The sequence below is a fragment of the Domibacillus sp. 8LH genome (genome assembly GCF_038806185.1).
In the GTDB taxonomy this organism is placed as follows: Bacteria; Bacillota; Bacilli; order Bacillales; family Domibacillaceae; genus Domibacillus; species Domibacillus indicus_A.
Genome location: NZ_JAVJNG010000006.1, coordinates 54416 through 78307 on the forward strand (window position 1 = coordinate 54416; position 23892 = coordinate 78307).

At 41.7% G+C, this 23892-nt stretch carries 22 protein-coding genes and 1 riboswitch; of the genes, 18 read left to right on the forward strand and 4 right to left on the reverse strand.

Features of this window, described 5'->3' with window-relative positions; translation table 11 throughout:
- Nucleotides 1-6: 6 nt before the first annotated feature.
- From RG959_RS10410 to RG959_RS10425, 4 genes are all read left to right on the forward strand, one after another.
- On the forward strand, nt 7-735 hold the full coding sequence (locus RG959_RS10410) for a GntR family transcriptional regulator (RefSeq protein WP_342797054.1): 729 nt from the start codon (nt 7-9) through the stop codon (nt 733-735).
- 113 nt (nt 736-848) lie between these two features.
- Nucleotides 849-1631 (forward strand): YitT family protein, encoded by a 783-nt coding sequence (locus RG959_RS10415; RefSeq protein ID WP_342797128.1) that lies wholly within the window; start codon nt 849-851, stop codon nt 1629-1631.
- A gap of 180 nt (nt 1632-1811) precedes the next feature.
- Nucleotides 1812-2546 (forward strand): GntR family transcriptional regulator, encoded by a 735-nt coding sequence (locus RG959_RS10420; RefSeq protein WP_342797055.1) that lies wholly within the window; start codon nt 1812-1814, stop codon nt 2544-2546.
- A 268-nt stretch (nt 2547-2814) separates the two neighbouring features.
- On the forward strand, nt 2815-3015 hold the full coding sequence (locus RG959_RS10425; RefSeq protein ID WP_342797056.1) for a hypothetical protein: 201 nt from the start codon (nt 2815-2817) through the stop codon (nt 3013-3015).
- A gap of 1161 nt (nt 3016-4176) precedes the next feature.
- Here the strand turns inward: RG959_RS10425 and sda are convergent.
- Complete coding sequence (gene sda, locus RG959_RS10430) at nt 4177-4350, reverse strand: sporulation histidine kinase inhibitor Sda (RefSeq protein ID WP_251272573.1); 174 nt, start codon at nt 4348-4350, stop codon at nt 4177-4179.
- Between the two features lie 25 nt (nt 4351-4375).
- Nucleotides 4376-4460, reverse strand: a riboswitch (cyclic di-GMP riboswitch).
- 187 nt (nt 4461-4647) lie between these two features.
- On the opposite strand from sda, the gene RG959_RS10435 reads away from it, so the two are divergent.
- The 3 genes from RG959_RS10435 to RG959_RS10445 all read left to right on the forward strand — a co-directional run bounded on the left by RG959_RS10435 (nt 4648) and on the right by RG959_RS10445 (nt 7504).
- Nucleotides 4648-4887 carry an alpha/beta fold hydrolase gene (locus RG959_RS10435; protein ID WP_342797057.1) on the forward strand — a complete coding sequence of 80 codons (240 nt, stop codon included), beginning with the start codon at nt 4648-4650 and terminating at the stop codon, nt 4885-4887.
- A gap of 5 nt (nt 4888-4892) precedes the next feature.
- A complete protein-coding gene (locus tag RG959_RS10440; protein ID WP_342797129.1) occupies nt 4893-5537 on the forward strand; it encodes an alpha/beta fold hydrolase in 645 nt (214 codons plus the stop codon).
- A gap of 638 nt (nt 5538-6175) precedes the next feature.
- Entirely contained in the window at nt 6176-7504 is a 1329-nt protein-coding gene (locus RG959_RS10445) for a GntT/GntP/DsdX family permease (RefSeq protein ID WP_342797058.1), read from the forward strand.
- Between the two features lie 82 nt (nt 7505-7586).
- Here the strand turns inward: RG959_RS10445 and RG959_RS10450 are convergent, their stop codons facing one another.
- The gene (locus RG959_RS10450; RefSeq protein WP_342797059.1) at nt 7587-8138 is read right to left on the reverse strand and encodes a ClpX C4-type zinc finger protein; all 552 of its coding nucleotides are present in this window, start codon (nt 8136-8138) and stop codon (nt 7587-7589) included.
- Nucleotides 8139-8471: 333 nt separating this feature from the next.
- A complete protein-coding gene (locus RG959_RS10455) occupies nt 8472-9317 on the reverse strand; it encodes a MurR/RpiR family transcriptional regulator (protein ID WP_251272567.1) in 846 nt (281 codons plus the stop codon).
- 149 nt (nt 9318-9466) lie between these two features.
- On the opposite strand from RG959_RS10455, the gene gnd reads away from it, so the two are divergent.
- The 5 genes from gnd to tatC all read left to right on the forward strand — a co-directional run bounded on the left by gnd (nt 9467) and on the right by tatC (nt 13874).
- On the forward strand, nt 9467-10366 hold the full coding sequence (gene gnd, locus RG959_RS10460; RefSeq protein WP_315691720.1) for a phosphogluconate dehydrogenase (NAD(+)-dependent, decarboxylating): 900 nt from the start codon (nt 9467-9469) through the stop codon (nt 10364-10366).
- 266 nt (nt 10367-10632) lie between these two features.
- Nucleotides 10633-12255, forward strand: a complete 1623-nt coding sequence (locus tag RG959_RS10465; protein WP_342797060.1) for a flavin monoamine oxidase family protein — start codon at nt 10633-10635, stop codon at nt 12253-12255.
- A 47-nt stretch (nt 12256-12302) separates the two neighbouring features.
- Entirely contained in the window at nt 12303-12845 is a 543-nt protein-coding gene (locus tag RG959_RS10470) for a RidA family protein (RefSeq protein WP_342797061.1), read from the forward strand.
- A 28-nt stretch (nt 12846-12873) separates the two neighbouring features.
- Nucleotides 12874-13086 carry a twin-arginine translocase TatA/TatE family subunit gene (locus RG959_RS10475; RefSeq protein WP_050183140.1) on the forward strand — a complete coding sequence of 71 codons (213 nt, stop codon included), beginning with the start codon at nt 12874-12876 and terminating at the stop codon, nt 13084-13086.
- 62 nt (nt 13087-13148) lie between these two features.
- A complete protein-coding gene (gene tatC, locus RG959_RS10480; protein WP_342797062.1) occupies nt 13149-13874 on the forward strand; it encodes a twin-arginine translocase subunit TatC in 726 nt (241 codons plus the stop codon).
- A gap of 73 nt (nt 13875-13947) precedes the next feature.
- Here tatC and gntK read toward each other — a convergent pair whose 3' ends face one another.
- On the reverse strand, nt 13948-15492 hold the full coding sequence (gene gntK, locus RG959_RS10485) for a gluconokinase (RefSeq protein ID WP_342797063.1): 1545 nt from the start codon (nt 15490-15492) through the stop codon (nt 13948-13950).
- A gap of 500 nt (nt 15493-15992) precedes the next feature.
- Between gntK and RG959_RS10490 the strand changes: the two genes are divergently transcribed.
- The 6 genes from RG959_RS10490 (at nt 15993) to RG959_RS10515 (ending at nt 23801) form a co-directional block, all read left to right on the forward strand.
- Nucleotides 15993-17603 (forward strand): ATP-binding protein, encoded by a 1611-nt coding sequence (locus RG959_RS10490; protein ID WP_342797064.1) that lies wholly within the window; start codon nt 15993-15995, stop codon nt 17601-17603.
- Complete coding sequence (locus tag RG959_RS10495) at nt 17590-18279, forward strand: response regulator (RefSeq protein WP_342797065.1); 690 nt, start codon at nt 17590-17592, stop codon at nt 18277-18279. The genes RG959_RS10490 and RG959_RS10495 overlap by 14 nt, the downstream gene beginning before the upstream one ends.
- A 170-nt stretch (nt 18280-18449) precedes the next feature.
- Complete coding sequence (locus RG959_RS10500) at nt 18450-19754, forward strand: CitMHS family transporter (RefSeq protein ID WP_342797066.1); 1305 nt, start codon at nt 18450-18452, stop codon at nt 19752-19754.
- Nucleotides 19755-20032: 278 nt separating this feature from the next.
- Nucleotides 20033-21007, forward strand: a complete 975-nt coding sequence (locus RG959_RS10505; protein ID WP_342797067.1) for a sugar-binding protein — start codon at nt 20033-20035, stop codon at nt 21005-21007.
- Nucleotides 21004-22437, forward strand: a complete 1434-nt coding sequence (locus RG959_RS10510) for a sensor histidine kinase (RefSeq protein WP_342797068.1) — start codon at nt 21004-21006, stop codon at nt 22435-22437. Before RG959_RS10505 ends, RG959_RS10510 begins: the two co-directional genes overlap by 4 nt.
- Entirely contained in the window at nt 22434-23801 is a 1368-nt protein-coding gene (locus tag RG959_RS10515) for a response regulator transcription factor (RefSeq protein ID WP_342797069.1), read from the forward strand. Before RG959_RS10510 ends, RG959_RS10515 begins: the two co-directional genes overlap by 4 nt.
- Nucleotides 23802-23892: the final 91 nt, after the last annotated feature.

A 23892-nucleotide genomic window follows, 5' to 3' on the forward strand; every position in this document is an offset into this window, starting at 1 on the left:
GACATCATGAAAAGCGAGGGAGCAGACATTCCTTATTACCAGCAGTTAAAAAAAATCTTTATTAACCATATTAAAAACGGGAAATTGGGCTACGGAGATAAAATTCCTTCTGAAAGAGAGCTTGCAGATATCTATCAAGTAAGCCGGATGACAGCCCGGCATGCGGTTATGATGCTTGAAAGAGAAGGCTTTGTAGAAAGAAGGGTAGGGGCGGGAACTTTTATTACAAATGAACGAATCCGGTGGAACACCGTTACCGTTAACAGCTTTACAAAAGGCATGCAGGATAAAGGGCGGGCTCCCTCCACCAAAACATTAATTATGGAGGAAAGAGAAGCAGACGCACAGACGGCAAAGCAATTAAAAGTGTCAGAAGGTGAGCGGCTTTTTTACTTGAAACGGCTTCGCAAAGTGGACAATATTCCGTTAGCCATTGAAGTCAGCCAAATCCCTTATCGATACTGCCCTCAAATTGAACATTATATGGAAGATAATGTTTCTCTCTATCATGTACTCCATCAATATTTTGATATCCAGCTTATCCGCCAAAAACAATATATGAAAATATCTCTGGCTGCCCAGTTCGAAAGTACATTGTTGGGAGTTCCTGATTTAAGTCCTTGTATATCCATAGAAGGGCAGGCATTTGCAGAATCAGGTCAACCGATTGAAGTTTCACAAACGCTTGCAAGAGGAGACTTAGTGGAATTTTACTCGGAACCTTCAAACCCATAAGGAAGTGTAAATTCATTTTGATGAAAAGGAGGTGGGCATGACGATGAAATCTTTATTTTTTCAGTAAACCGATCCACCACTTTAAAATAGCAGGGGAACTGACAGGCCTGACAATTGCCTGCTTCTTATTTGCATTCGGCACCAATCGGCTGCTGACGCCAGCTGAACTTCTGGCTGGCGGGCTGGGTGGTGTTTGTGTGATTTTTTATCATTTGTTTGGGTGGCCAATTGGTACCCAGTATTTTTTATTCAATGTACCGCTGCTTGTACTTGGGTATCTTCATATTGGCAAAAAGTTTATTGTATACACCATTTATTCGGTAATCGTTTCTTCCATTTTCTTTGATTGGATACCGGTTGGGCCGATATGGACAGAAGATGTGATGCTGAATGCGGTTTTCGGTGCTATTATTTCAGGAATCGGCGCTGCCGTTATTTTGAGGCTGGGTGGATCTGTTGGCGGTTTGGACATTTTATCCCGGGTGATGGCCAAGTACTTTAATATAACGATAGGAAAGTTCGGGCTGATTTTCAGTGCGTGCATTGTTCTGATTTCAGCGCTCCTATTCGATGCCCAGTCTGCTATGTATACCATTATTTCTTTTTTTGTCGGCACGAAAACATATGATGCGATTTTGAGTATTGCTGAAAAAAGCACGGTGTTGATTGTGACGGACCAGGGGGATGAAATTTCTTCTACATTAAACCATCTTTTTAACCGGGGTATCACTTCCTGGAAGGCATATAGTGATGCGGAAAGAACGGTGCTGCTGTGTGTGATTATTAATATTGAATGGTCGGAATTAATTCGTGTCGTAAAAGAAGTAGATGCAGATTCATTTGTAACGTCTGTTCCTACCCGAAAAACATTCGGCCGTTTTCATGTGAATTGGTAAGGGGAAAGAATAAACCAGCATAAGAAAAAGCAGAGCGGCTCCTTATTCCAAAGGAACCGCTTTTTTCTAACACTTATCCTTTTTCCAATAAACCGTTTTCTTTCTCAATATGTTCTATCTAATATATACTGATATAACAAGAAAGTCATTTTTATATAATGGACAAAGTTGGTGGTAAAGATGTTGAATAAATCAGAAGAGAATACGCCTTATTATCAGCAAATAAGAGAAATGCTGCTCGAGGAAATCAAAAGCGGAAAGTTAAAACACGGTGATAAAATCCCTTCTGAAAGAGAGCTGTCCGAAACATTAAAAATCAGCAGAATGACCATCCGCCATGCCATTGACCTTTTAGAAAGAGAAGGGGTTGTCGAGCGCCGTCCGCGGGTCGGCACGTTTGTGGCAAACCGCCGGATCAGATGGAACTTTATCACCGTCAACAGCTTTACAAAAGGAATGATTGATAAAGGGTTTAAGCCTTCTACAAAAAAAATACATATGCTTTTCGAAAAAGCAGATGAACATCTGGCAAAAGCTCTTAATATCGATGTAGGGGAAGAAGTTTTTTCTTTGAAACGGCTGAGAATCGTAGATGAAATTCCCATTGCGATTGAATTGAGCCAGATTCCTTATAAATACTGCGAAGGAATTGAGAAATACATGGAGGATAATGCTTCTTTGTACGAGGTATTAGCCCAGAAATATGGAATCCAATTGAAAAAACAAAAACAACGCATGAAAATTTCCTACTCTAACTCATCTGAAAGCAAACTGCTGCAGCTTAAACCGGAAAGCCCATGTTTATGGATTCAAGGCACAACCCATGATATGTCAGGCCGTATTATCGAATACACAAATGGATTAGCAAGAGGAGATCTGGTTGAATTTTACTCAGAGCCGACCAATCCTTCTTAAACTGCCTGCAGGACAGACAAGAAAGAATAGCTGTTTTAATCTTTCGTATACATATATATGTGTATACAAATATACATGTATATTTGTATTCGTGTAGATTTGGAAGGCGATATAAAGATATGAAAAGAAGCTCCTATTTAGCCAGGGGCTTTTTTGTGTGAACATTTATCATTGGGCATAAGAAGAGGATTTACTGCAATGAAAATGAATAGTAAATAAAAGTCTAGCATATAAATGAAATAAGCTGAAAACAATAGGGGGAAGTGTAATGAATGTTCAGAGTGAAAAGCCTGTATACTATAACGGTTACGGCTTAGACAAATTAGCACCAATAAATAAAAAAGCCTACAAAGAGTTTATAGATAAACCTTACCATATACGAGACGAAGGAAGCTTCTCTTCTTTTCCCTATTTCCCTTATATGAAGAAGTTAACGTTTGATAAAGAATTCCCATATACGATTTCTTGAAAATAAACAGGGGCTATCCAAAACCATTCTTATTTAAAAGAAATGTAAAAAGCTGCAGCAGCCACTGCAGCTTTTTTTTATTTCTGCTACATGGTTTGACATTTCTACAAACTGCGTAGACTTTTTATAAAATACTACTCCTGCCTTCATAAGGGCCCCGTTTGATCAGCTAGTAAACCAGTGGGGTCTTCTGTTGCTTAATGGAATGTCAGAACATTGATTTACTAGAAGGCCCATCGTGAGACTCTCATTAACAAAAGTAAAAAAATTTTAATTTAAGCAGAGCTTTTTTCTGCTGAGCCTGTCGTTTGTCTTCAGTGTCCAGTAAATCGTGCACGGCAGTGTAAGAGAGTGGCTTCACATTTTGTACGCAGAAGAGATATGAATGGAAGGCACTTCTTTTTAAACAGACAGCAGGCAAGAAAAGCTCTTTCAGTGAAAACAGCATTAGGTTATCCTTATCCCTCAATAACAAGACATTATAGGACAGCTATTTCTTAATGCTGAGGCGAAAGTGACAAAATGGGAAAGAGAAACAGGGCTTGGTTTATATACAAGTACCTGTTTCTGCGACCAGGGGTAAATCTCTTCTAAGGTGCCGTTTTATGGGATAAATAAAAAGGATATAGCTGGTGTGCTTCTATGTAAGGATTATATATGTAGGGAGTGCTTAATTTTCTCTGTTTATTGGATGATGACACCACGATCGCTTAAAAGAAATTTTGATTAGTTGTTAACATGTCGGCATAGCGCGTGCAGCAAATATACTTTAATTATTGTTTTCATCAGCCATTCCCATTCGTAAAGGCCGCATCTTTTCACGGTGTTACTGACTATTAAGAACAGCCATATTTTAAAATGTAATATACTAGATTCGGGAGCTGGAAGATCTGTATTTTCTGTCGATATTTGACGAGATGATGTATAAATCCATGAATCCTTATCAAAAAACGTGTCTTATCTTTAAAGAATGAACATTTAATCCATTGCAAAGCCTTTCTCCAATAACGGTTTTCCTCTATTAAATAATAAATCTCTTAAAATATGTTTCACGTGAAACAATTTTGATAGATTTATAGATTTGAAACCTTTACAGTACAACAAACCAGGTTTCTTAGTTGTCTGAAAAGGTGAGGCTGCTTACGAGAGAGAAAAGGCAAACTACCTGCTAGTTACCGCTACATAAGCTTCTAAAGAGGGCGGGCCTACAAAAATAAGTCCTCTTGCCGCCATTTCTGTTTCAAGCAGATAAATAAAATCAGGCGTTAATTTTAAACGTAATGCATCCATGTAAGCTTCTATTAAATACTCATCTGCAATGTCTATTTTACGCAACGTGCCTACTCCTCCTCTATGATTACGAGGCAGTTCAGCCATCTTAGTCTTTCGACCGTAGATCTGAAACTTTGCGTCCCAGCCTTTCGACTGGTTTGCCTTTTTCTGCTTTTCTTAATAAAAAGGTAAACAAAAATAAATCAACAAAAGTCTATTTATCATTTTACAAAAACAGCTCCAAAATGTCATTTTTTTAAATGAAAATTCACAAAAAAGTAAACGATTCACCTTTTTAACAGATATGTAGCAGAAAAAAGAATAAAATGAGCAGAGAAAGAAGGCGAAAGGAGAAAGGGAATGCAAGAGAACATGATGACTCTGGCGGATGGAAGAAAACTTGGCTTTTGGGAGTATGGGGACAAACAGGGGGTTCCGGTTTTTTTGTTTCATGGCACACCGGGTTCAAGAATTTGGTTTTTAAAAGATGATGATATAGCGAATACGCTTGGTATCCGTTTTATAGCGACCGATAGGCCAGGATACGGGTTATCCGATCAAAAAAGCATCGTAGTCTTCTCGACTGGGCAGCCGATATAGCCGAACTGGCTGATTTTTTAAAGACAGAGTCGTTTTCTGTTTTAGGGGTGTCTGGAGGAGGTGCTTATGCAGCAGCTGTTTCTTATCGCTTTCCTGAACGAACTCGATTGTGTGTACTTGTTTCATCAGCGACCCCTTTTCATGCGGGTAAACCCCCTAAAAATATGTCAAAAGAAAACCGAATTGCTTTTTTTCTGTCTAAGCATGCTCCATGGATATTAAAAAAGATCAATAGTTTCCAGAAAAAAATGATAGATCGTGATCCTGACAAGTATAAAGCAGCCCTTCAAAAAGGAGGACGGCATTTACCGGAATGGGACAACCGCCAGCTAACGCAAGAGGAGGTACTCGACAGTACGATTCTTCATTTAAAAGAAGCCTACCGTCAAGGAGTTGAAGGTGCTTTATACGAAACAAGGCTGCTGACGGAAAACTGGGGATTCAACCTTAGCAATATTCAGGTTCCGGTTCATATTTGGCATGGTGAAGAGGATACATTGTCACCTGTCAGTGAAGTGAAAAAGATGGCTGGCCGATTTTCAACTGTTACATCACGGTATATAAAAGATGGGGGTCATTTTCTTACAGAAGAAGAAAAGATATGGCGTGAAATCCTCCAAACCATTGTAAAAGAAGCAGCGTTTAAATAGCATGGGTATCCTCATTTCAATATGCTTCTCGCATTTTAGTCCAGCTCATAACCGGGAATTGATTTAGTCGTTAAAACACAAAGGACGGATACTCGAGAAGGAAACAAATATAAGCGCTTGTTGGAAGATTGCTGGCGGCATGGCTGCTCTGTTAACACTAAGCGGATTAGCCGGGTGTGGGAGGGGAAGATCTGGATAACGGCATTAATGACAGTGAAGCAGATGACCAGATTGATCCAGAAAATGATCCGATAAATGAAAAGCAAACAAACGAAATACTTTTTTTCATTTGAAAAGGCCCTGGCGTATGTTTATTACGCAGGGGCCTTTTTGGATGATCAAAAATAAAGGTAGAAATGCAACTGAAAAGAGGTGCTCCATTCATTCTCTTAGAGGAACGATGAATAAAAAATGAGTTGCAAATTGAAGCACTTTTTTCCTGCACGAGCATCCAGGCAGCAGAAAGGAGAGAAATCAAAAAAATTTTTCATTATTTCACCTTTTAAGCCCAAAATAAAGAAATATTTTTTCTGTATTATTGTTGATTTCAAAAATATTTTTTCGTATAATGAGTTCATCGGTTGAAAATGCTTACATTATCAACCGGAAATGTATTACAGTATAAAGGTGGTATTTCAATGGACGCTTATTTATTAATTGTAACGCTGCTATCAATTGTTCTCGTTATTATCGGCGTTTCTTGGTTTAAATGGCATGCGTTTATAAGTTTAACCGTAGCCAGTTTGTTTTTAGCTGTTCTTTCCGGTTTATCATGGGACAAAATTGTAAGCGCTTATGAGACGGGAGTCGGCGGGGTACTGGGGCATTTAGTTGGTATTTTAGCTCTCGGTACAATCTTGGGGAAAATGCTTTCTGAATCCGGTGCCGGACTGCAGATTGCAAACTATTTTGTAAAGGTTTTCGGTGAGAAAAAACTTCCGTGGGCGATGTTTTTCTCAGGGTTTATCATTGGGATTCCTGTCTTTTTTGAGGTCGGCATTTTAATTTTGCTGCCGCTTGTCATTTCAATTCAAAAAGCTACAAAGAAAAATATTTTATTAATTGCACTGCCAGGGATCGCTGGCTTATCTATTGTGCACGGCCTTGTGCCTCCGCATCCAGGCGCGATTGCAGCAATCGGCATTTATGGCGCTGATTTAGGAAAGGTACTGCTGTACTCTTTAATCATTGCACTGCCAGCTGGTATTATCAGTGGTCCTTTGTTTGCAAAGTTCATTTACAAGCGGGTTATGCCAAAAGGAGAGCCGAGCTTAGTAACGGTAGAACAAAAAGATCCTGCTTCTCTTCCAAGCGTAGGAATTTCATTCTTATCTATTTTACTGCCTGTTATTTTGATGATCATTGGTACCGCAGCGCCGTATACCGGACTGCCTGGCCAAGCCGAACAAATTTTAGCTTTTATCGGCAGTCCGCTTGTTGCCCTTTTAATTTCTTGTTTCGCTGCTTACTATTTCCTCGGTTTCCGTCAGGGGATGGAGCGCGATACAATCAAGAGATTTACAGAAGAATGCATTCTGCCAGTTGGCTCTATTCTTTTAATTATTGGAGCGGGCGGTGCGTTTAAACAAATTCTGATTGACAGCGGAGTAGGCGCAACAATTGGTGATATGTCACAAGGATTATCTCTGTCGCCGCTTTTACTGGCGTTTATGATTGCTGGCTTAATCCGGATTGCAACCGGCTCTGCCACGGTAGCTCTTACAACGGCAGCAGGTATCGTATCACCGATCATTGCCGGTATGCCGGATGTAAACCTTGAACTGCTTGTTATTGCAACAGGCGCTGGTTCCTTAATGTTCTCTCATGTAAATGATGCAGGCTTCTGGATGGTAAAAGAATATTTAGGATTAACTGTCGAAGAAACGTTTAAAACATGGACGGTTCTTGAAACCGTTCTTTCTTTTACGGCATTTGCCGGTGTCTTGATCGTCAGCATGTTCGTTTAATAAAAGTGAAGAGTGAAGATCGAAAAAAGCCCTGGGAATCCAGGGCTTTTTTTATGATTTTACATACATATAATGAATTTGGTTAAATCACGTTTTTGCCAAATTCCAAACAGCCCGCACAAATCGAAACACCTGGCCCGACCGCTAATACACCCACTTCACTGATGCTTTTTTGGCAAAAAGAACAAGTTTCCGTATAAGATGTGTTTGCTGCTGGTGTGTTTTCTACAGCTTGCTGGGGTTGTGACTCAATCACTTCTTTGCCGAAATCCAGACACTCTATACAGATGGAAACTCCGGGTCCTAATGCTAACGCATCCACTTCATTTCTGTTTTTTTCACAAAAAGAACAAGTTTCCGTATAATCATGCTTCGCTGATGGTGTATTTTCTACTTTAGTCATGGCATCAAACAAACGTTCAATAAATTCAGGCTGTATATACTCTGCATGTCCCTTTACCTTCTGCTCAATCGTCGAGTAGGCAAGTGCCATTCCTTCATAAAAAGATTTTCTTTCCGGCACTTCACTTTTAGCGGCTTCATCCTCACATAATTGCTGCAGCATTTGCAATCCCTCTACTGTGGCTTTTACTTCCGTGCCCTGGAACATGTTCATTCGAATATGTTGGTCCATTTCAGCCGCCCTTTCCCCAAGGAATCGTGCAAACAGAATCGCTTGCACAGCTATTTATTTCTTGGTGAATGGGAAAATTCCTTCTTATTTAAACGAAAAGAGCTGCTATGGGGATCAAGCAAAACATTGGTCAGACAGAAGTACTTTCTTTTTAACGCAGTTGCATGCAAAGCTCCTGCATGAAAACAAATACCACTGTACATAATGTAAGTAGTAAAGAAACCACTTTTATCTGTGAGAGTTGTTTGAAAGAAAAGCCACATTTTTTTCCTATGGCCTCTCTGGTGGAAAGGGCTTTCATTTTGACGGTTGAGTAACCGTCTGCTAAGCCGGTTAAATTCTCGTTTCAGAAATGGAGTCGCGGATTTTATCGAGTGCTTTATTCGCATTGTATTTGTTGAGTACCATGATATTTACATAAAGGGCATCAATAATGCTCAGCTGTCCAATCCGGGAAGAAAGGGCTTCAGAACGAAAATCCGTTTCTTCGGAGCTTGTGAATAGCGCAACATCGACATTCTGGCCGATAAACGACTTCGGGTAGCCTGTGATACCGATCGTTTTTGCCCCGTTTTTTTTCGCTGTTTTTAAAATATTAATCGTATCTTTGTTCGTTCCGGAATGCGAAATCACAACAGCTACGTCCTTTTCTGTCAGTTGGGAAGCGGACATCAGCTGGTAGTGGGAATCGACGAATGAGAACGCTTTAATTCCTGTGCGGATAAATTTATGATAAGCGTCCATGGCAATGACCATAGAGCCGCCGACACCGTAAAATTCTATTTTCGCTGCATGAAGAAGCAGGGACACAGCTTGATGAAGCGCATTTTCATTGAGCAAATGCAGTGTGTTTTCGAGCGTCTGGATATTGGATTGAAAAATCTTTTTTGTGATGGTCTGTTCATCATCATTTTCTGAAATTTCTTCATGTATTTGTTGAATCGGTTCCATAATTTCAGAAGCGAGGGCAATTTTCATCGCCTGATATCCTTTAAATCCAATTCGTTTGCAAAACCGAAATACCGTTGCATCCGCAACATGCAGATCTTCTGCCAGTTCGTTAATCGTAATATGAATAATTTTTTCAGGGTTTTGTAAAATGTAATCCGCTACCTTTTTTTCTTTTGCACTTAACCTTGCATAATAGGAGCGAATTCTTGCCATACATTGTTGTGCCACTGAAGTCCCTCCTTACAAACTGTTTTATAACATCAGTATAGCATAAGAAAAGAAGTAAAAAATATTTCTTGAAAGGGTTTTATTTAAGAAAAAAATTTTATATAATTTAGGAGAAGGATGAAAATTATTTTCAAAGGAGCTTATCACATATGCATATTGGTTTAGTCGGGCTCGGCAAAATGGGCTTTCAGTTAGGGTTGAACTTAATGGAGCATGGTCATGAAATTACGGCTTTTGATGTAAACCAGGAAGCAAGAGAAAAAATGAGTGGAGAAGGGGCACAGACAGCTTCTTCTATTGAAGAGCTGGTTGCCAGCCTGCCAAGTCCGAAAGTGGTCTGGATCATGGTGCCATCCGGCAAGATTACAGAAGGAGTCGTTCATGAAGCAGCGTCCCTGTTAACTGAAGGCGATATTGTCGTTGAAGGCGGAAACTCTCATTACAAAGATTCTATGCAGCGCGCAGAACAGTTAGCAAAGCGCGGTATTCACTTTTTAGACGTCGGCACAAGCGGCGGCACGTCCGGTGCAAGAAATGGGGCCTGTATGATGGTCGGTGGTGAACAGTCCGCTTTTGAACAGTTAGAATCTGTATTCCGGGACATTTGCGTTGAAAATGGCTATTTGTATACAGGAAAGAGCGGCAGCGGACACTTTTTGAAAATGATCCACAATGGAGTGGAATATGGGATGATGCAGGCGATCGCGGAAGGCTTTGAGCTGCTGGAAAAAAGCGATTTCGGCTATGACCACGAACAGGTGGCCAGAGTGTGGAACCACGGCTCTGTTATTCGTTCATGGCTGATGGAACTCACACAAAATGCATTTTCAAAAGATCCGAAGCTTGAAGGCATTAAAGGCATTATGCATTCATCTGGAGAAGGAAAATGGACAGTTGAAACGGCCCTTGAGATGCAGGCAGCCGCACCTATTACGGCTTTGTCTTTAATGATGCGCTACCGCTCGCTTGAAGAAGACACATTCTCAGGAAAAGTTGTCGCTTCTTTGCGAAACGAATTCGGCGGACACAGCGTTGAAAAAAGCAATTAATCACGTAAAGTAAATGTGCAAATAAAAATCATATTCATATACAAGAAAAAGCTTTTTCTCTGTTCTAGATGAGAATTGCTTTTTCTTTTTTTGTTCATTTAGGACTTATTTTATAAGCCTTAAAGTGATTTGTTTTACATATTTTCACTATTTATAATAATTATAGCTTTTTAGAAAAATTGTGATATTTTCTAACAAATGTGTAGATATGGAAAAATATAACCTCTATTATACTCTTATTCCAAGTGATAAAAGGAGGAAACAAAGTGACAAAAGAACAAAAAAGCTTAACAAGGAGAGATTTCCTGAATCAAGTAGGAAAAGTAGGAGGAGCCGTTGCCGTGTTTGGAGCAATGGAATCCTTAGGGTTTTTTGCTTCTCCTGTGATGGCAAGCGCCAGCAGCTATCGCCCTCCGTCCAAAAGTGACCTTTCCCAGTCAGGGAAAATGGGCAAAAAAGTCATTATCCTCGGAGCCGGTATTGCCGGAATGACAGCCGCTTATGAACTTGGAAAAGCAGGATACGATTGTCATATTCTAGAAGCGAGAGGCCGAACAGGAGGACGGAACTGGACCGTGCGAAACGGAACACAAGAAACCGAAATCGGCGGGGTTAAACAAACAGCTAAATTTGACAAAGGCCTTTATTTTAACGCCGGCCCTGCCCGAATTCCCCAGCATCATGTAACCATGGATTATTGTAAAGAGCTCGGGGTTCCACTTGAAGTGTTTTGTAACGTAAATGAATATGCTTATTATTATCAGGAAAATGTGGGTGGTCTCGCAAACCAGAGAATTCGGAAGCAGGCCATTAAAGCAGACACACGCGGATTTGTATCCGAGCTGTTAGCAAAAGCAGTCAATAAGTCTGCACTTGACCAGGAGCTAACGAAAGAAGATAGGGAAAAATTAATGGATTACCTGAAACGTGAAGGTGATTTGTCTTCCGAGTACATCTACAAAGGCTCGAGCCGCCGCGGATATACAGAACTCCCAGGTGCAGGCCTCCACCCAGGAACTGTCGGCACACCCTATACATCTAGTGAACTTCTTCAATCAGGAATGATGAACAACTTCAACTCAGAATACTCCTTTACTCAACAACCTATGATGTTCCAGCCCGTAGGTGGGATGGATCAGATTCCAAAAGCACTTGAACGACAGCTTCCAGGCAAAATTACGTTTGAAGCGGAAGTACAGGAAATTCGGCAGTCCCCAGAGGGCACGCGGGTGGTATACAAGACCAAAGGAAAAACACAAGAAATAAGCGGAGATTACTGCATCTGTACGATCCCGCTGCCTGTTCTAAAAAATATAAAAGCAGATTTCACAGGCGAAATGAAAAATGCGATCCAAAGCATCAACTACGCAACAACAGGCAAAATCGGCCTTCAATTTAAAAATCGTTTCTGGGAGCAGGAAGACCGCATTCTGGGCGGCATTACAACAACCAACATGGATATCTCACAAATTTGGTATCCATCTTCTGACTTTTTAACACAAAAAGGAATTGTAGTCGGCTACTATAATTTCGGTCAAAATGCAGTCGATGTGGGTAACCGATCCATCGCCCAGCGTCAATCCCATGCTTTGGCTCAGGGTGGAAAAATACATAAGCAATATGCTGATGAATTTGAAACCTCTTTCTCACTTGCATGGCACAAAATCAAATACAACGAAGGTGGATGGGCAGAATACTCTGCTTCTGATTTGAAAAATTATTATCCAATTTTAAATCAGCCGCAAGGCCGTATTTACCTTGCCGGTGAACACCTCAGCTACATGACGGGATGGATGGCTGGTGCCTTTGAATCGGCAAGAACAGTCGTCAGCCAGATTCATGAGAAAGTGCTGAAAGAAAGTGGTCCGGTACCTTCAATCGCAGGATAATGAATGATCCGGCTGTTATTTTACCTTTTATAAATGGAGGAAGAAAAATGAAAAAATCACTAAAAACCACGATTGCCTCGGTAGTAATTGGAGCAAACGTTATTGCCGGATTTTCGATTGCCTCGGCGGTGAGCGAAAAAGAAGAGTTAAAATCGAATGAAGTAACGTTTTTTGGCACCCCGTCTTCCTCTATTTCCAGTTCAGTGGCCATTCCTTCTTCTTATGGCCAGCTGCTGTTTAGTGGGACTGTTCCGCCTTTGTTGAATAAAGACGGTGCGACGACGTATGAAAGATACGGGGATACCAAAACGCAGGCTATCGGTATATTAAAGAATTTAGAAACGCAGCTGAAAGCGAAAGGACTCACGCTTGCGGATGTAACGTATTTGCGTGTGTATGTAGTATCAGATCCGAATAAGGGCGGAAAACCGGACTATCAAGGGTGGTTTGACGCGTACGGACAGTTTTTTAATACAAAAGAAAATCCAATTAAAACGGCACGTTCTACCGTGGGCGTCGACAGCCTGGTGAATTCAGACTGGCTCATTGAAATTGAAGCGGTTGTGGCTTACAAAAATAAAAACAAATAAAACATGTTTATGAGAGGAGCAGATTTGCATGCTGCAAAATATCGGTGTTCCAGGTTTAGTGTTAATCTTAATCATCGCCCTTGTAATCTTCGGCCCTTCGAAATTGCCGGAGATCGGCCGGGCGTTTGGCCGTACATTGAGCGAGTTTAAAAGTGCCACAAAAAATTTAGTGGAAGAGGAAGAAGAAAAAAAGCCTGAGCTGACAACGGTGGAGAAAAAAGAGAAATCAGCGGTTTCATAAGAGACATGTAGACGAGGAAACTCGTCTACATCTTTTTTTAGCAAAAGATAGGAGGTGGTTGGATGGAAAACAAGGATGCTCATCTAATCGAACATTTAGAAGAACTTCGTCAGAGGATTATTAGGACCTTAATTGCTTTTCTCCTTTTTCTTATTCTTGCTTTTGTTTTTGTGGAGGATATTTACAATTGGCTGATTAAAGACCTGGACGGAAAACTGGCAATCCTAGGGCCGAGTGATATTCTATGGGTCTATATGGTCATCTCGGGTGTATGTGCGATTGCTGCAACGATTCCTATTGCTGCCTATCAAACCTGGCGCTTTGTCGCTCCTGCTTTAACAAAGGAAGAAAGCCGGGTCGCCTTTCACTTTATACCGGGTTTATTTCTTCTGTTTCTTACCGGCATTGCATTTGGTTATCTTATTTTGTTTCCAATCGTGTTAAACTACCTGACTACGCTGTCATCCGGCCACTTTGAAGCGATGTTTACAGCGGATCGCTATTTCCGTTTTATGCTGCACTTAACACTGCCATTTGGCTTTTTATTCGAAATGCCTCTCGTTGTGATGTTTTTAACAAGACTCGGCATTATTAATCCAATGAGGCTGGCCAAAGCGAGAAAGCTTTGTTATTTTGCACTCATTGTCGTGTCCATTTTAATTACACCTCCTGATCTGATTTCAGACGTTTTGGTTATCATTCCCCTGCTGCTTTTATATGAAGTAAGCATCACGATTTCAAAAGTAGTTTATAGGAAACGGCTGATCAGTGAAGTCTCTGTTTCATAAAGGAAGAGCAGCAACACATAAATAAGTAAAGCGGCCTGTTTAAGAGAACAGGCCGCTTCTTTTTCAAGCACTATTATTTGATCCATTTCTGCTGGAACTCGGCAATAAGGCCGTATTCATTTTCAAGTGCACGTGCCACGCGAATATAAACCGACATAAGATCCTGATAAACCTCTACGTTTTCCGGATTTGGCTGGTGGCTGTGTGTGCTGCCGACCCACTCTGACATAATAGAGAAATCATCAATTTCCCCAAGCGCGTACATACCTAATACGATCGCACCAAGGCAGGAGCTTTCAAAGCTTTCCGGCACAGTCACTTCCTGATCGAAAATATCAGCCATCATCTGGCGCCATAGCTCAGAGCGGGCAAATCCGCCTGTTGCCTGAATTTGCTTCGGCACGCCAATGACTTCCTGAAGGGCAAGCATAACCGAATACAAGTTCAAGATCACCCCTTCTAAAACAGCGCGGATCATATGCTCGCGCTTGTGGTGCAGGCTGAGACCGAAAAAGGAGCCTCTTGCGTTTGGATTCCAAAGCGGTGCCCGCTCACCAGCCAAATAAGGATGAAACAGAAGACCATCCGAACCTGGTGCTACACGAGAAGCAATTTTGGTCAGCACTTCATACGGATCAATGCCAAGCCGCTTCGCTGTTTCAATTTCGGCTGCGGCAAATTCATCCCGCACCCATCTAAACGTCATGCCGCCATTATTAACCGGCCCGCCGACAACCCAGTGATTCTCGGTCAGCGCATAACAGAAAATGCGTCCTTTCGGGTCTGTGACCGGCTTGTCTGTTACAGTACGGATGGCACCGCTTGTGCCAATGGTTACGGCTACCACGCCCGGGTCAATGGCATTCACACCGAGGTTAGATAAAACCCCGTCACTTGCCCCTACAATAAATGGTATGTCATCAGAAATGCCGAGCTCTTCTTTATATACTGGCTTTAAGCCTTTTAAAAAGTGAGTCGTCGGAACCGCTTTTGACAGCCGGTCCGCTGAAATGCCTGCTACTTCGAGTGCTTCCTTATCCCACGCTAAGTCATGTAAATTAAACATACCCATCGCAGAGGCAATAGAATAATCAACGACATATTCACCAAACAGGTGGTAAAACACGTATTCTTTAATCCCGATAAATTTATCAGCGGCTGCAAACACATCCGGCTGATCGGTCCGCAGCCAGGCAATTTTGCAAAGAGGGGACATGGGGTGAATCGGTGTGCCGGTTCTTTTGTAAATCTCCAGCCCGTTCATTTCGTTTTTAATTTTCTCGGACCATTTGGTCGGCCGGCTGTCTGCCCAGGTGATGCAGCGTGTTAACGGTTTGCCGTTTTTGTCCATCGCAATCACACTGTGCATAGCAGAACTAAAGCTGACGAGCTTCAACTGAGCCGGGTCAACATGTCCTTTTGTCAGAACAGTTTTGATCGTTTCAAGCACAGCCCGGAAAATTTCGTCCGGATCCTGCTCAGCAATGGATGGGGAGGGGCTGTAAAGAGGATACTCTACATGGTGCATTTCCAGCACTTTGCCGGCTTCTCCAAATAAAACGGACTTTGTGCTGGTCGTTCCGATATCAACGCCTAGATAAAAAGATTGTTTTGACATACTCATAGTCTCCTTTATCAAATGATCCAATCTTTGCTGTGTGTATCAAACATGAGTTAATGAAAATTATTTATTTTTTTTGTTTTAAGCAAGAAAATTTTTTTCTTCTTTTTTATTCTACTAGAAAAGAAACGGTTTTGGAACTGTTTTCATAAAAGAGTGTACGTTACTTTGCTCTTTCTTTGTCAGCTGTTAAATGTTCTAGTGCTTATAGCTAGTATACCCTTTTTAAAAAGAATCAGCCGATTATGGAGCGGGAGGAAAACTGCCTTTACACAGGCATTCTTCGTTTGAGTCCAAACGTTTAAAGTAATGTACCCTTTTTCACACAATAAAAGGCATATGCAAAGGAAAGCGCTCTATATACGAATGAGAAATAGCCCTTGTCTGCTTTCTGCTAACAGGTATACTTAAAAAGAAAAATAGAGGTTCATTTTTTTATAGCTAAACATGTTAGCGCTTTAACAAAAGATAAGCAGCATAAAGGTGGGAGAAACATCATGCTTTTTAAACCGGTGCGATTGAGCCTGCTGACTCAAATTGCCCTTCTTTTAACGATAGTCGTAATCATTAGTACATTTTTGGTCAGTCTCCTTTTTTCTTACATGATCGATGAAATGGTTGAATCCTATATGGGAAAGCAGGCAATGACTGTGGCAAAACTTGCGGCCCAGAATGAAAAAATTATCGATGCCTTCCAAGAAAAAAATCCTACTGTAACGATGCAGCCGATTGCTGAGACAATACGTAAAACAACCGGAGCCAGTTATGTCACGATTGTCAATACGAAAGGAATTCGCTATACAAACCCGAATCCTGATTCGATTGGCAAACATACAGCGACTAGTAATGACGCTTCCCTTTTAAGAGAGCAATCGGTTATTTATAAAGATACGGGCATATCCGGCCCGGCAATCAAAGCAAAAACGCCTATATGGAACGAACAGGGAAGGGTTATTGGTGTTTCGTCCGTTGGGTTTTTATTAAATGATGTAGAAGAACAGACAGATGTTTATCGAACGAAAATTATCCAGCTCGCTATGATTCCGTTAGCCATTGGAGCTGTGGGAGCCATGATTATTGCACGAAGGATTCGAAAAGTTATTTTAGGGCTTGAACCGGAGGAAATTTCCTCTTTATTCAAAGAAAAAGAAGCTACACTGGAATCTATTCGGGATGCAACCATTGTGATCAATACACAGAATCAGGTTTCATCGATGAATAGGAAAGCCCGTCTGCTATTTGGCGGCCAAACAATCCAAAAAGGATATGTGATAAAAGAGAAGAAGCTTCAAACCCTTTTAAAAGAAGTGCTTACTTTTAAAGAAGAGAGGATCAATCAACCGGTTGTATTTGAAAACCAGCTTTTCATTGCGGATTTGTCTCCGTTTTTGAAGAATGGCCAGACAGAAGGCGTAGTACTGACAGCCCGGCCTATGTCAGAAGTTGAAAAGCTGACGGAAGAATTATCTCAGATGAAATCATTCTCTGAAAATATGCGTTCACAAAATCATGAATTTTTAAACAAGCTGAATACGCTTTATGGACTGCTGCGATTAGAGCAGTATGAGCGAGCGATGCAGTTGATTTCTCAAGAAGTCCAGGAGCGGCAGGATGTCATCTCCTTCTTGGTTTCATCTGTAGCGGACCCTATGATCGCTGCTTGTCTGCTGGGGAAATTGAATCGGGCAAAGGAACAGCAAGTATCTTTAACCATTGATGAAGAAAGCAGTTTATCTCTTTCACTTACTGCCCAAGAAGCCCAGCAGATGGTTTCGATCATTGGAAATATCATAGACAATGCACTGGAAGCGGCACGCACCGAAAAAGGAAGAGAAGGAAAAGTTTCTGTGTCATTTACGGACTTTGGAAAAGAAGTAGTGTTTGATATTGAAGACAATGGAGCGGGTGTTCCGGCTCATATGGAAGAGAGGATATTCCAAGAAGGGTATACGACCAAAACAGGAGAGAATCACGGCATTGGTTTGACGATTGTCCAGCATGCTCTGCAGCAGCTGGGGGGAGATCTTTACTTAAGTAAAAGTCAGCTTGGAGGCACCCGGTTTACCATTGTCGTGCCTAAAAAGGAGGAATTTGATGGAGACGATTAAAGTGATTATTGTAGAAGATGATTATGAAGCAGCAGGCGTTTATAAGCAATTTACAGACCAGCAGCCTGGTTTTGATGTGATTGCAACCGCTGGATCAGGCAGACAAGCATTGGATTTGTTAAAGGTGGTGCAGCCTCATTTGATTTTACTTGACGTTTTTCTGCCAGACACCAACGGTATTGAACTGCTAAAAGAAATCAGGAAACAGCATTGGGGAGTTGACGTCATTTTAATTACAGCGGCTAATGATACCGAAACAGTCAGCCAGGCGATTCGCGGGGGCGCATTTGGCTACTTAATAAAGCCAATTATGATTGATAAATTGATTGTAACTTTAGAGGAATACAAGCAGATGCGATCACAGCTTTATGAGCAGAAAAAAGTGGATCAGGATAAAGTAGACCGCATGTTTCGTATTGCTCAATTGAAAAAACAATCGGGCACTAGTACCGCCCAGCTGCCAAAAGGAATCGATAAACATACGCTAAAACTGGTCAGGGAGAAAATAAAAACGGTTGAGGAAAGCTTGAATGCGGATGAGTTTAGTCAGCTGTTCGGTATTAGCTATTCCACAACCCGGCGTTATTTAGAGTACCTTGTCTCTACTCATGAGATGGAGGTACAAGTGATTTACGGCAGCATCGGGCGGCCGGAGCGAAAATACAAATCTCTTTAAAACCGTAAAGCTGAAGCTGCGGTTTTTTTTTTGCTGTGAAAAATAAGAAAAAAACGATTATTACAATTAAAAGAGTAAAAACAATTTTTAACTACACGCAATATCAGAAGATTGATACTCTTTTCTAAAGAAAGCGCTATCAACAAATGAGAAGTAAAGGAGATGAATATATGTTAGCTGCATTGGGATTTTCGATGGTCGCGGTATTTATGTATTTAATTATGTCAAAAAAATTATCGGCTTTGGTGGCTATTATGCTTGTGCCGATCGTATTTGGTATTCTCGGCGGCTTTTTAACCGAACTGGGACCGATGATGCAGGAAGGCGTTGAAAGCATTGCCTCCACCGCTATCATGATTTTGTTTGCGATTTTGTATTTTGGCATTATGATTGACTCTGGCTTGTTTGACCCATTGATCGCCAAAATTTTAAAGATTGTAAAAGGCGATCCGCTTAAAATTGTACTGGGCACAGCGGTTCTTTCTATGACGGTTGCCCTTGATGGGGATGGGACGACTACCTATATTATTACGGTTTCTGCCCTGCTGCCATTGTATAAGCGGCTTGGCATGAATCGGCTTATTTTAGCCACAGTCGCTATGCTCTCGATGGGGGTAATGAATATGACTCCATGGGGAGGGGCTTCTGCGATGGCCATGGCTTCCCTCGGGCTGGATGCATCTGAATTGTTTATTCCTATGATTCCCGTAATGGGCATCGGCCTTGTCTGGGTTCTTACGGCCGCTTTTTTACTGGGCCGAAAAGAACGAAAACGGCTTGGTGTAATTGAGCTTGATTCTGCCCATCAATCAGCGGAGAACACAGGACTTGCCGCCACAACACTGAATGCGGATTATAAACGCCCAAAACTGGTTTGGTTTAATTTATTGTTAACAATTGTTTTAATGGCTTCTCTGATCATTGACTTTATGTCCTTGACTATTTTATTTATGATCGCCTTTGGTATTGCTCTTCTTGTGAACTACCCAGATTTAAAAGACCAGCAGGAACGGCTGGCTGCCCATTCTAAAAATGCATTAGCTGTTGTTTCCATCGTGATTGCAGCAGGAATTTTTACCGGGATTATGTCTGGAACAAAAATGATTGATGCCATGGCTGTAACGCTTGTATCTATTATTCCAGATTCATTCGGCCCGTTCTTGCCGGTGATCGTTGCTTTTTTAAGCGCCCCTTTCACATTTTTTATGTCTAATAACGCGTTTTATTTTGGGGTTCTTCCTATTATTGCACAGGCGGCGGAAGCATATGGGATTAGCGCTGTGGAAATTGGACGCGCTTCCTTGCTTGGCCAGCCTGTCCACGTTCTCAGTCCGCTTGTGGCAGCAGCCCACCTGTTGATTGGACTTGTGGGAACAGAGTTTGGCGACTTGCAGCGGTTTGCGGTTAAGTGGGCACTGGGCACTACAACCGTAATGACAGTGGCTGCCCTTCTTTTTGGGATTATCTCGATTTAATAAACGCCTGTGAACAGAATAAGATCCAAACAAAAGGCTGCTTTCGCGAAAGCAGCCTTTTGTCATAAACATCGGCAGGTCTTGATATTCTATGAGGGACTAAAAAGGGAAAGAAAACATAGGAAGTTTATTAGTTGAATGATAAATGCTGCTTGCTTTTATTTTTAATGGAAGATTAAAGGAAACAAAACGATACATAGAGAAGTAAATAGGAAAAGGCTAGATGGACAGATAAAGGCACTGAATAAATGAAAACGCTTACTACAAGGAGGAGATTTATGAAGCGGCTTGCATACGGCATCCTGCTCCTTGCTTTTCTCGCGGCATCAGCCTGTATGATTTACTATGGGAAACTAACATTTCATATGAAAAAAGCAGAAGCAGAGCATGATAAATCCATGTATCACTTTGTCTTGATTCCGGAAGAGCTGGATAACGAATATTGGCGTTTAGTTGAAAAAGGAGCAAGAGATGCAGCCAGCCTGTACGGTGTTTATTTAGAGTATGCAGGTCCCCGTCAGGCCGATTACAGCGAGCATTTAAAAACACTTGATACGGCCATCGCAGGTAAAGTAGACGGTATTTTAATGCAGGGTGGAAAAAGTGAAATGCTGACAACGTTAATATCAAAAGCACACGACAAAGGAATTCCAGTTATCACAGTGGACACAGATGCTCCGGAGACAGAACGGGCTGCATATGTAGGAACGAACAATTATTATTCAGGTTTTCTAGCGGGGCAGGCACTCTTGGCGGATACAACTGGTCCACAGCGAGTGGGTATCGTAACGGGCCGGTTTCAATCCGAAAATCAGAAACAGCGGGTAGAGGGCTTTAAAGAAGCGATTAAAAAAGAAGAACGGATTCAAATCGTTGGAATTGAAGAGTCTTCTATTACAAAGATCGGCGCCATTGAAGCGACATACCGCCTGTTTCATAACCGTCCTGACACCACGGCCATTTATGGTACCAGTGCTTTAGACGGGATCGGTATTGCCGGTGTAACCCGGTACTTTAATAAAAAAAATATTTATGTGATTGCATTTGATACACTTCCAGAAACCCTGTTTCTTTTAAATGAGCAGGCGATTCAGGCTACCGTAGCCCAGGATCCGTATGAGATGGGTTACAACGCAGTAGCGTCATTAATCAAGCTGAAAGCAGGAGAAACCATTCACCCTCTTCAGTATACGGATACATCTATTATTCGAAGAGAGGATTTACCAATTGTGGAAGGAGAAAGCGGATCATGATTACGATCAGGAAAAAGCTTCTTCTTTATTTTTTGGTGTTTGTAGTCTTGTTTAATGTCGTTTCATATTCTATCTACGCAAGCAGCCGGCAGCTTGTGAATGAATATCATAAAAGCTTCCAAGGATTTCTGCTTCTGAATGAAATATCCCAGCAGTCCGCTGCCCTGTATGAAGGAGTCAATTCATATGCGATTGAGCGGGAGAAGAGTTCCTTGGAAAAAGCAAAAGCGGCCCAAATGGTTTTACTTGAAAATAAAGAGAGGATAGAAGCAACCAATACAGCCGATATTCAGCCCGAGTCCATGACCATGTATCAGGAAATGATGGATACTCTTGTTGAAGAAAGCGATAAAACCATTCAAGCGATTCAGGCAGAGGCGGTAGATGAATACCCCGGCCATTTACGTGAAGTTCGGAATGTCTCCGGTTATGTACAAGAAGCCACGCTCGCCTACTTAAACTTAGAATTAAATGAATACCAGCGATTTTATGATCAAATGGAAAAGCGAAATACAGCTTTTAAGCATTTTATCATCAGTTTATTTGTCTCCACGCTGCTTCTTGCTGTTTTCATGGCTCTTTGGTTCTCAAGAGGGATTACAAAGCCCATACATACGTTAACGAAGGCGGCAGCCGAAATGTCTGCCGGGCGGCTCGATGGGCCGGATGTTTCCGTTCTAACCAGAGATGAAATTCATCAGCTCGGGGAGTCTTTTAACCAGATGAGAAGAGACATGCGCCGTTTTATTGAAGAAATCAAAGAAAAAGCAGCGCTCAACCAATGGCTGAAGGAACTGGAATTAAAGCAGCTTCAGAACCAAATTAATCCGCATTTTTTATTTAATACTTTAAACACCGTAAAGCAAATGTCATACCTGGAAGATGCTCCCATGACTACACAGCTGATTGAATCCGTGTCATCCCTTCTCCGGTACAGCCTTGGGGATTTGCAAAAATCCGTTACATTGGCGGATGAAATGGCAGCGGTAGAGAGTTATTTTGCCATACAAAAAACGAGATTTTCGGACCGTGTTTCTTTTCATTTATCTGTAGAAGAACAATGCCTTCCTATCTCTATGCCAGCATTGATCTTGCAGCCGATTGTAGAAAATGCTTTTATTCATGGGATTGAAAATAGAGAGGAAGGCGGAGAAATCTCTGTCGTTGTGACGAGCAGCCGCACACAGGCTGTTATTGAAGTAAAAGATAATGGGGCGGGCATAGACAAGGAAACCCTTCAAAAGCTAAAAGCAGGAGGGAAGGCAGCGGAACATACCGGACACTCGACTGGAATTGGTTTAGAAAATGTCATAAAGCGGCTGCATCTCTTCTATAAAGAAAAAGGATCTTTTTCTATTTCATCGACAGAAGGAATGGGAACCACCGTTCAAATTCGTATACCATTTTATGAAGGGAGAGGAGTAGGATGAAGGTGATTGTCGTTGACGATGAAATGATTGAACGAAAAGCGATGCGTAAGCTGCTTGAACAGCATATTCCACAGGTTCAGGTGGTAGGTGAGGCCGGAAATGGGCGGGTAGCGATTGAGCTTGCCGAATCGCTCCATCCGGATTTAATGCTGATGGATATTAAAATGCCGGGCATGAATGGTCTTGAAGCGATTCGCCATATTCGGTCAAAGCAGCCTTCCATTCGTTTTATTATGATGACAGCATATGCTTCTTTTGATTATGCAAGAGAAGCGATGATTGAGGGAGTAAAACACTATCTTGTTAAACCAGCTAAAAGAGATGAAACGATTCAAACGATTTTACAAGTACAAGAGGAAGTAAAGGAAGAACAGGCCTCAGAAGCTGCCCTTTGGCAGCTTGTACTCGCTAAAGTAATGCAGCAGGACATGAATGAAGAAGTGTGCAGGCGCCTGCGGATGCTTCACCCCGAGGCAAAAGCCGGTTTTATGCATATGTATGAATGTCCAGATGCAAATACAAGGGAGGACATTATCGAACAGCTTAACGAACACTCCCCGTTTCCTTTTTTGGCGGCTCATCCACAGGCCGGCGGGCTGGCTGTTTTATTTTTAAGCAAGGAATGCCAGAAGTCAGATGTGCTTCTTTTAGCCAAGTCTATCGTTCGCTCCTGGCCCGGCAAAATCACCGTAGGCACAAGTGTTCCTTACCCCTTAAAACAGCTGGGATCCTCTTATTCTGAGGCACTGCTTGCTTTTCAGCAGCTAAAAGCTGGACGCGGGGCATCATACGGGTTTGCGGATCAGAGCGCTTCTTTTTCGCATAATTCGGTTGAAAAAGCGATTATGAACCATCATCCTTTAGATACTCTTTTTACCCGCTATTCGCTTAATCAATTAAAAGAAGAATTGGTGCATGTCAAAAAAGAAATGACCGCCATCGGTGTTTACGTTGATGATGTAAATATTATGGAAGCCGCATCCACTGAAGACTGCCTTGCTTTTGGCAATGAATTGGCCAGCCGAGTCACTATGCATCGGCAGGGAAGAGAAATGATTGCAAAAGCAAAAACATTTATCCACACACACTTTCATCAGCAAATCAGCCTGGAGGATGTGGCGGATCACGTGCAGCTAAGCCCAACGTATTTTACGAAACTGTTTAAAGAAAAAATGAACGAAACCTTTATTGGCTACTTAACCAATTATAGAATTCGAACGGCTAAAAAGCTGCTTCAGCACACCAATTTAGGGCTGAAAGAAATTGCGGATCGAACAGGGTACAATGATCCGAATTACTTCAGCCGTGTATTTAAGAAAGCAGCTGGCTGTTCACCAAAGGAATACCGGAAATCTTTTTCTTAAGCAGGGGCTGGAGCCGCTGTTTTTCTTTTGCATAAAAAAGTACAGAAAATCATAAAAGATTTCAGAAAAGTCACCTTCTTAAGAGGGATAT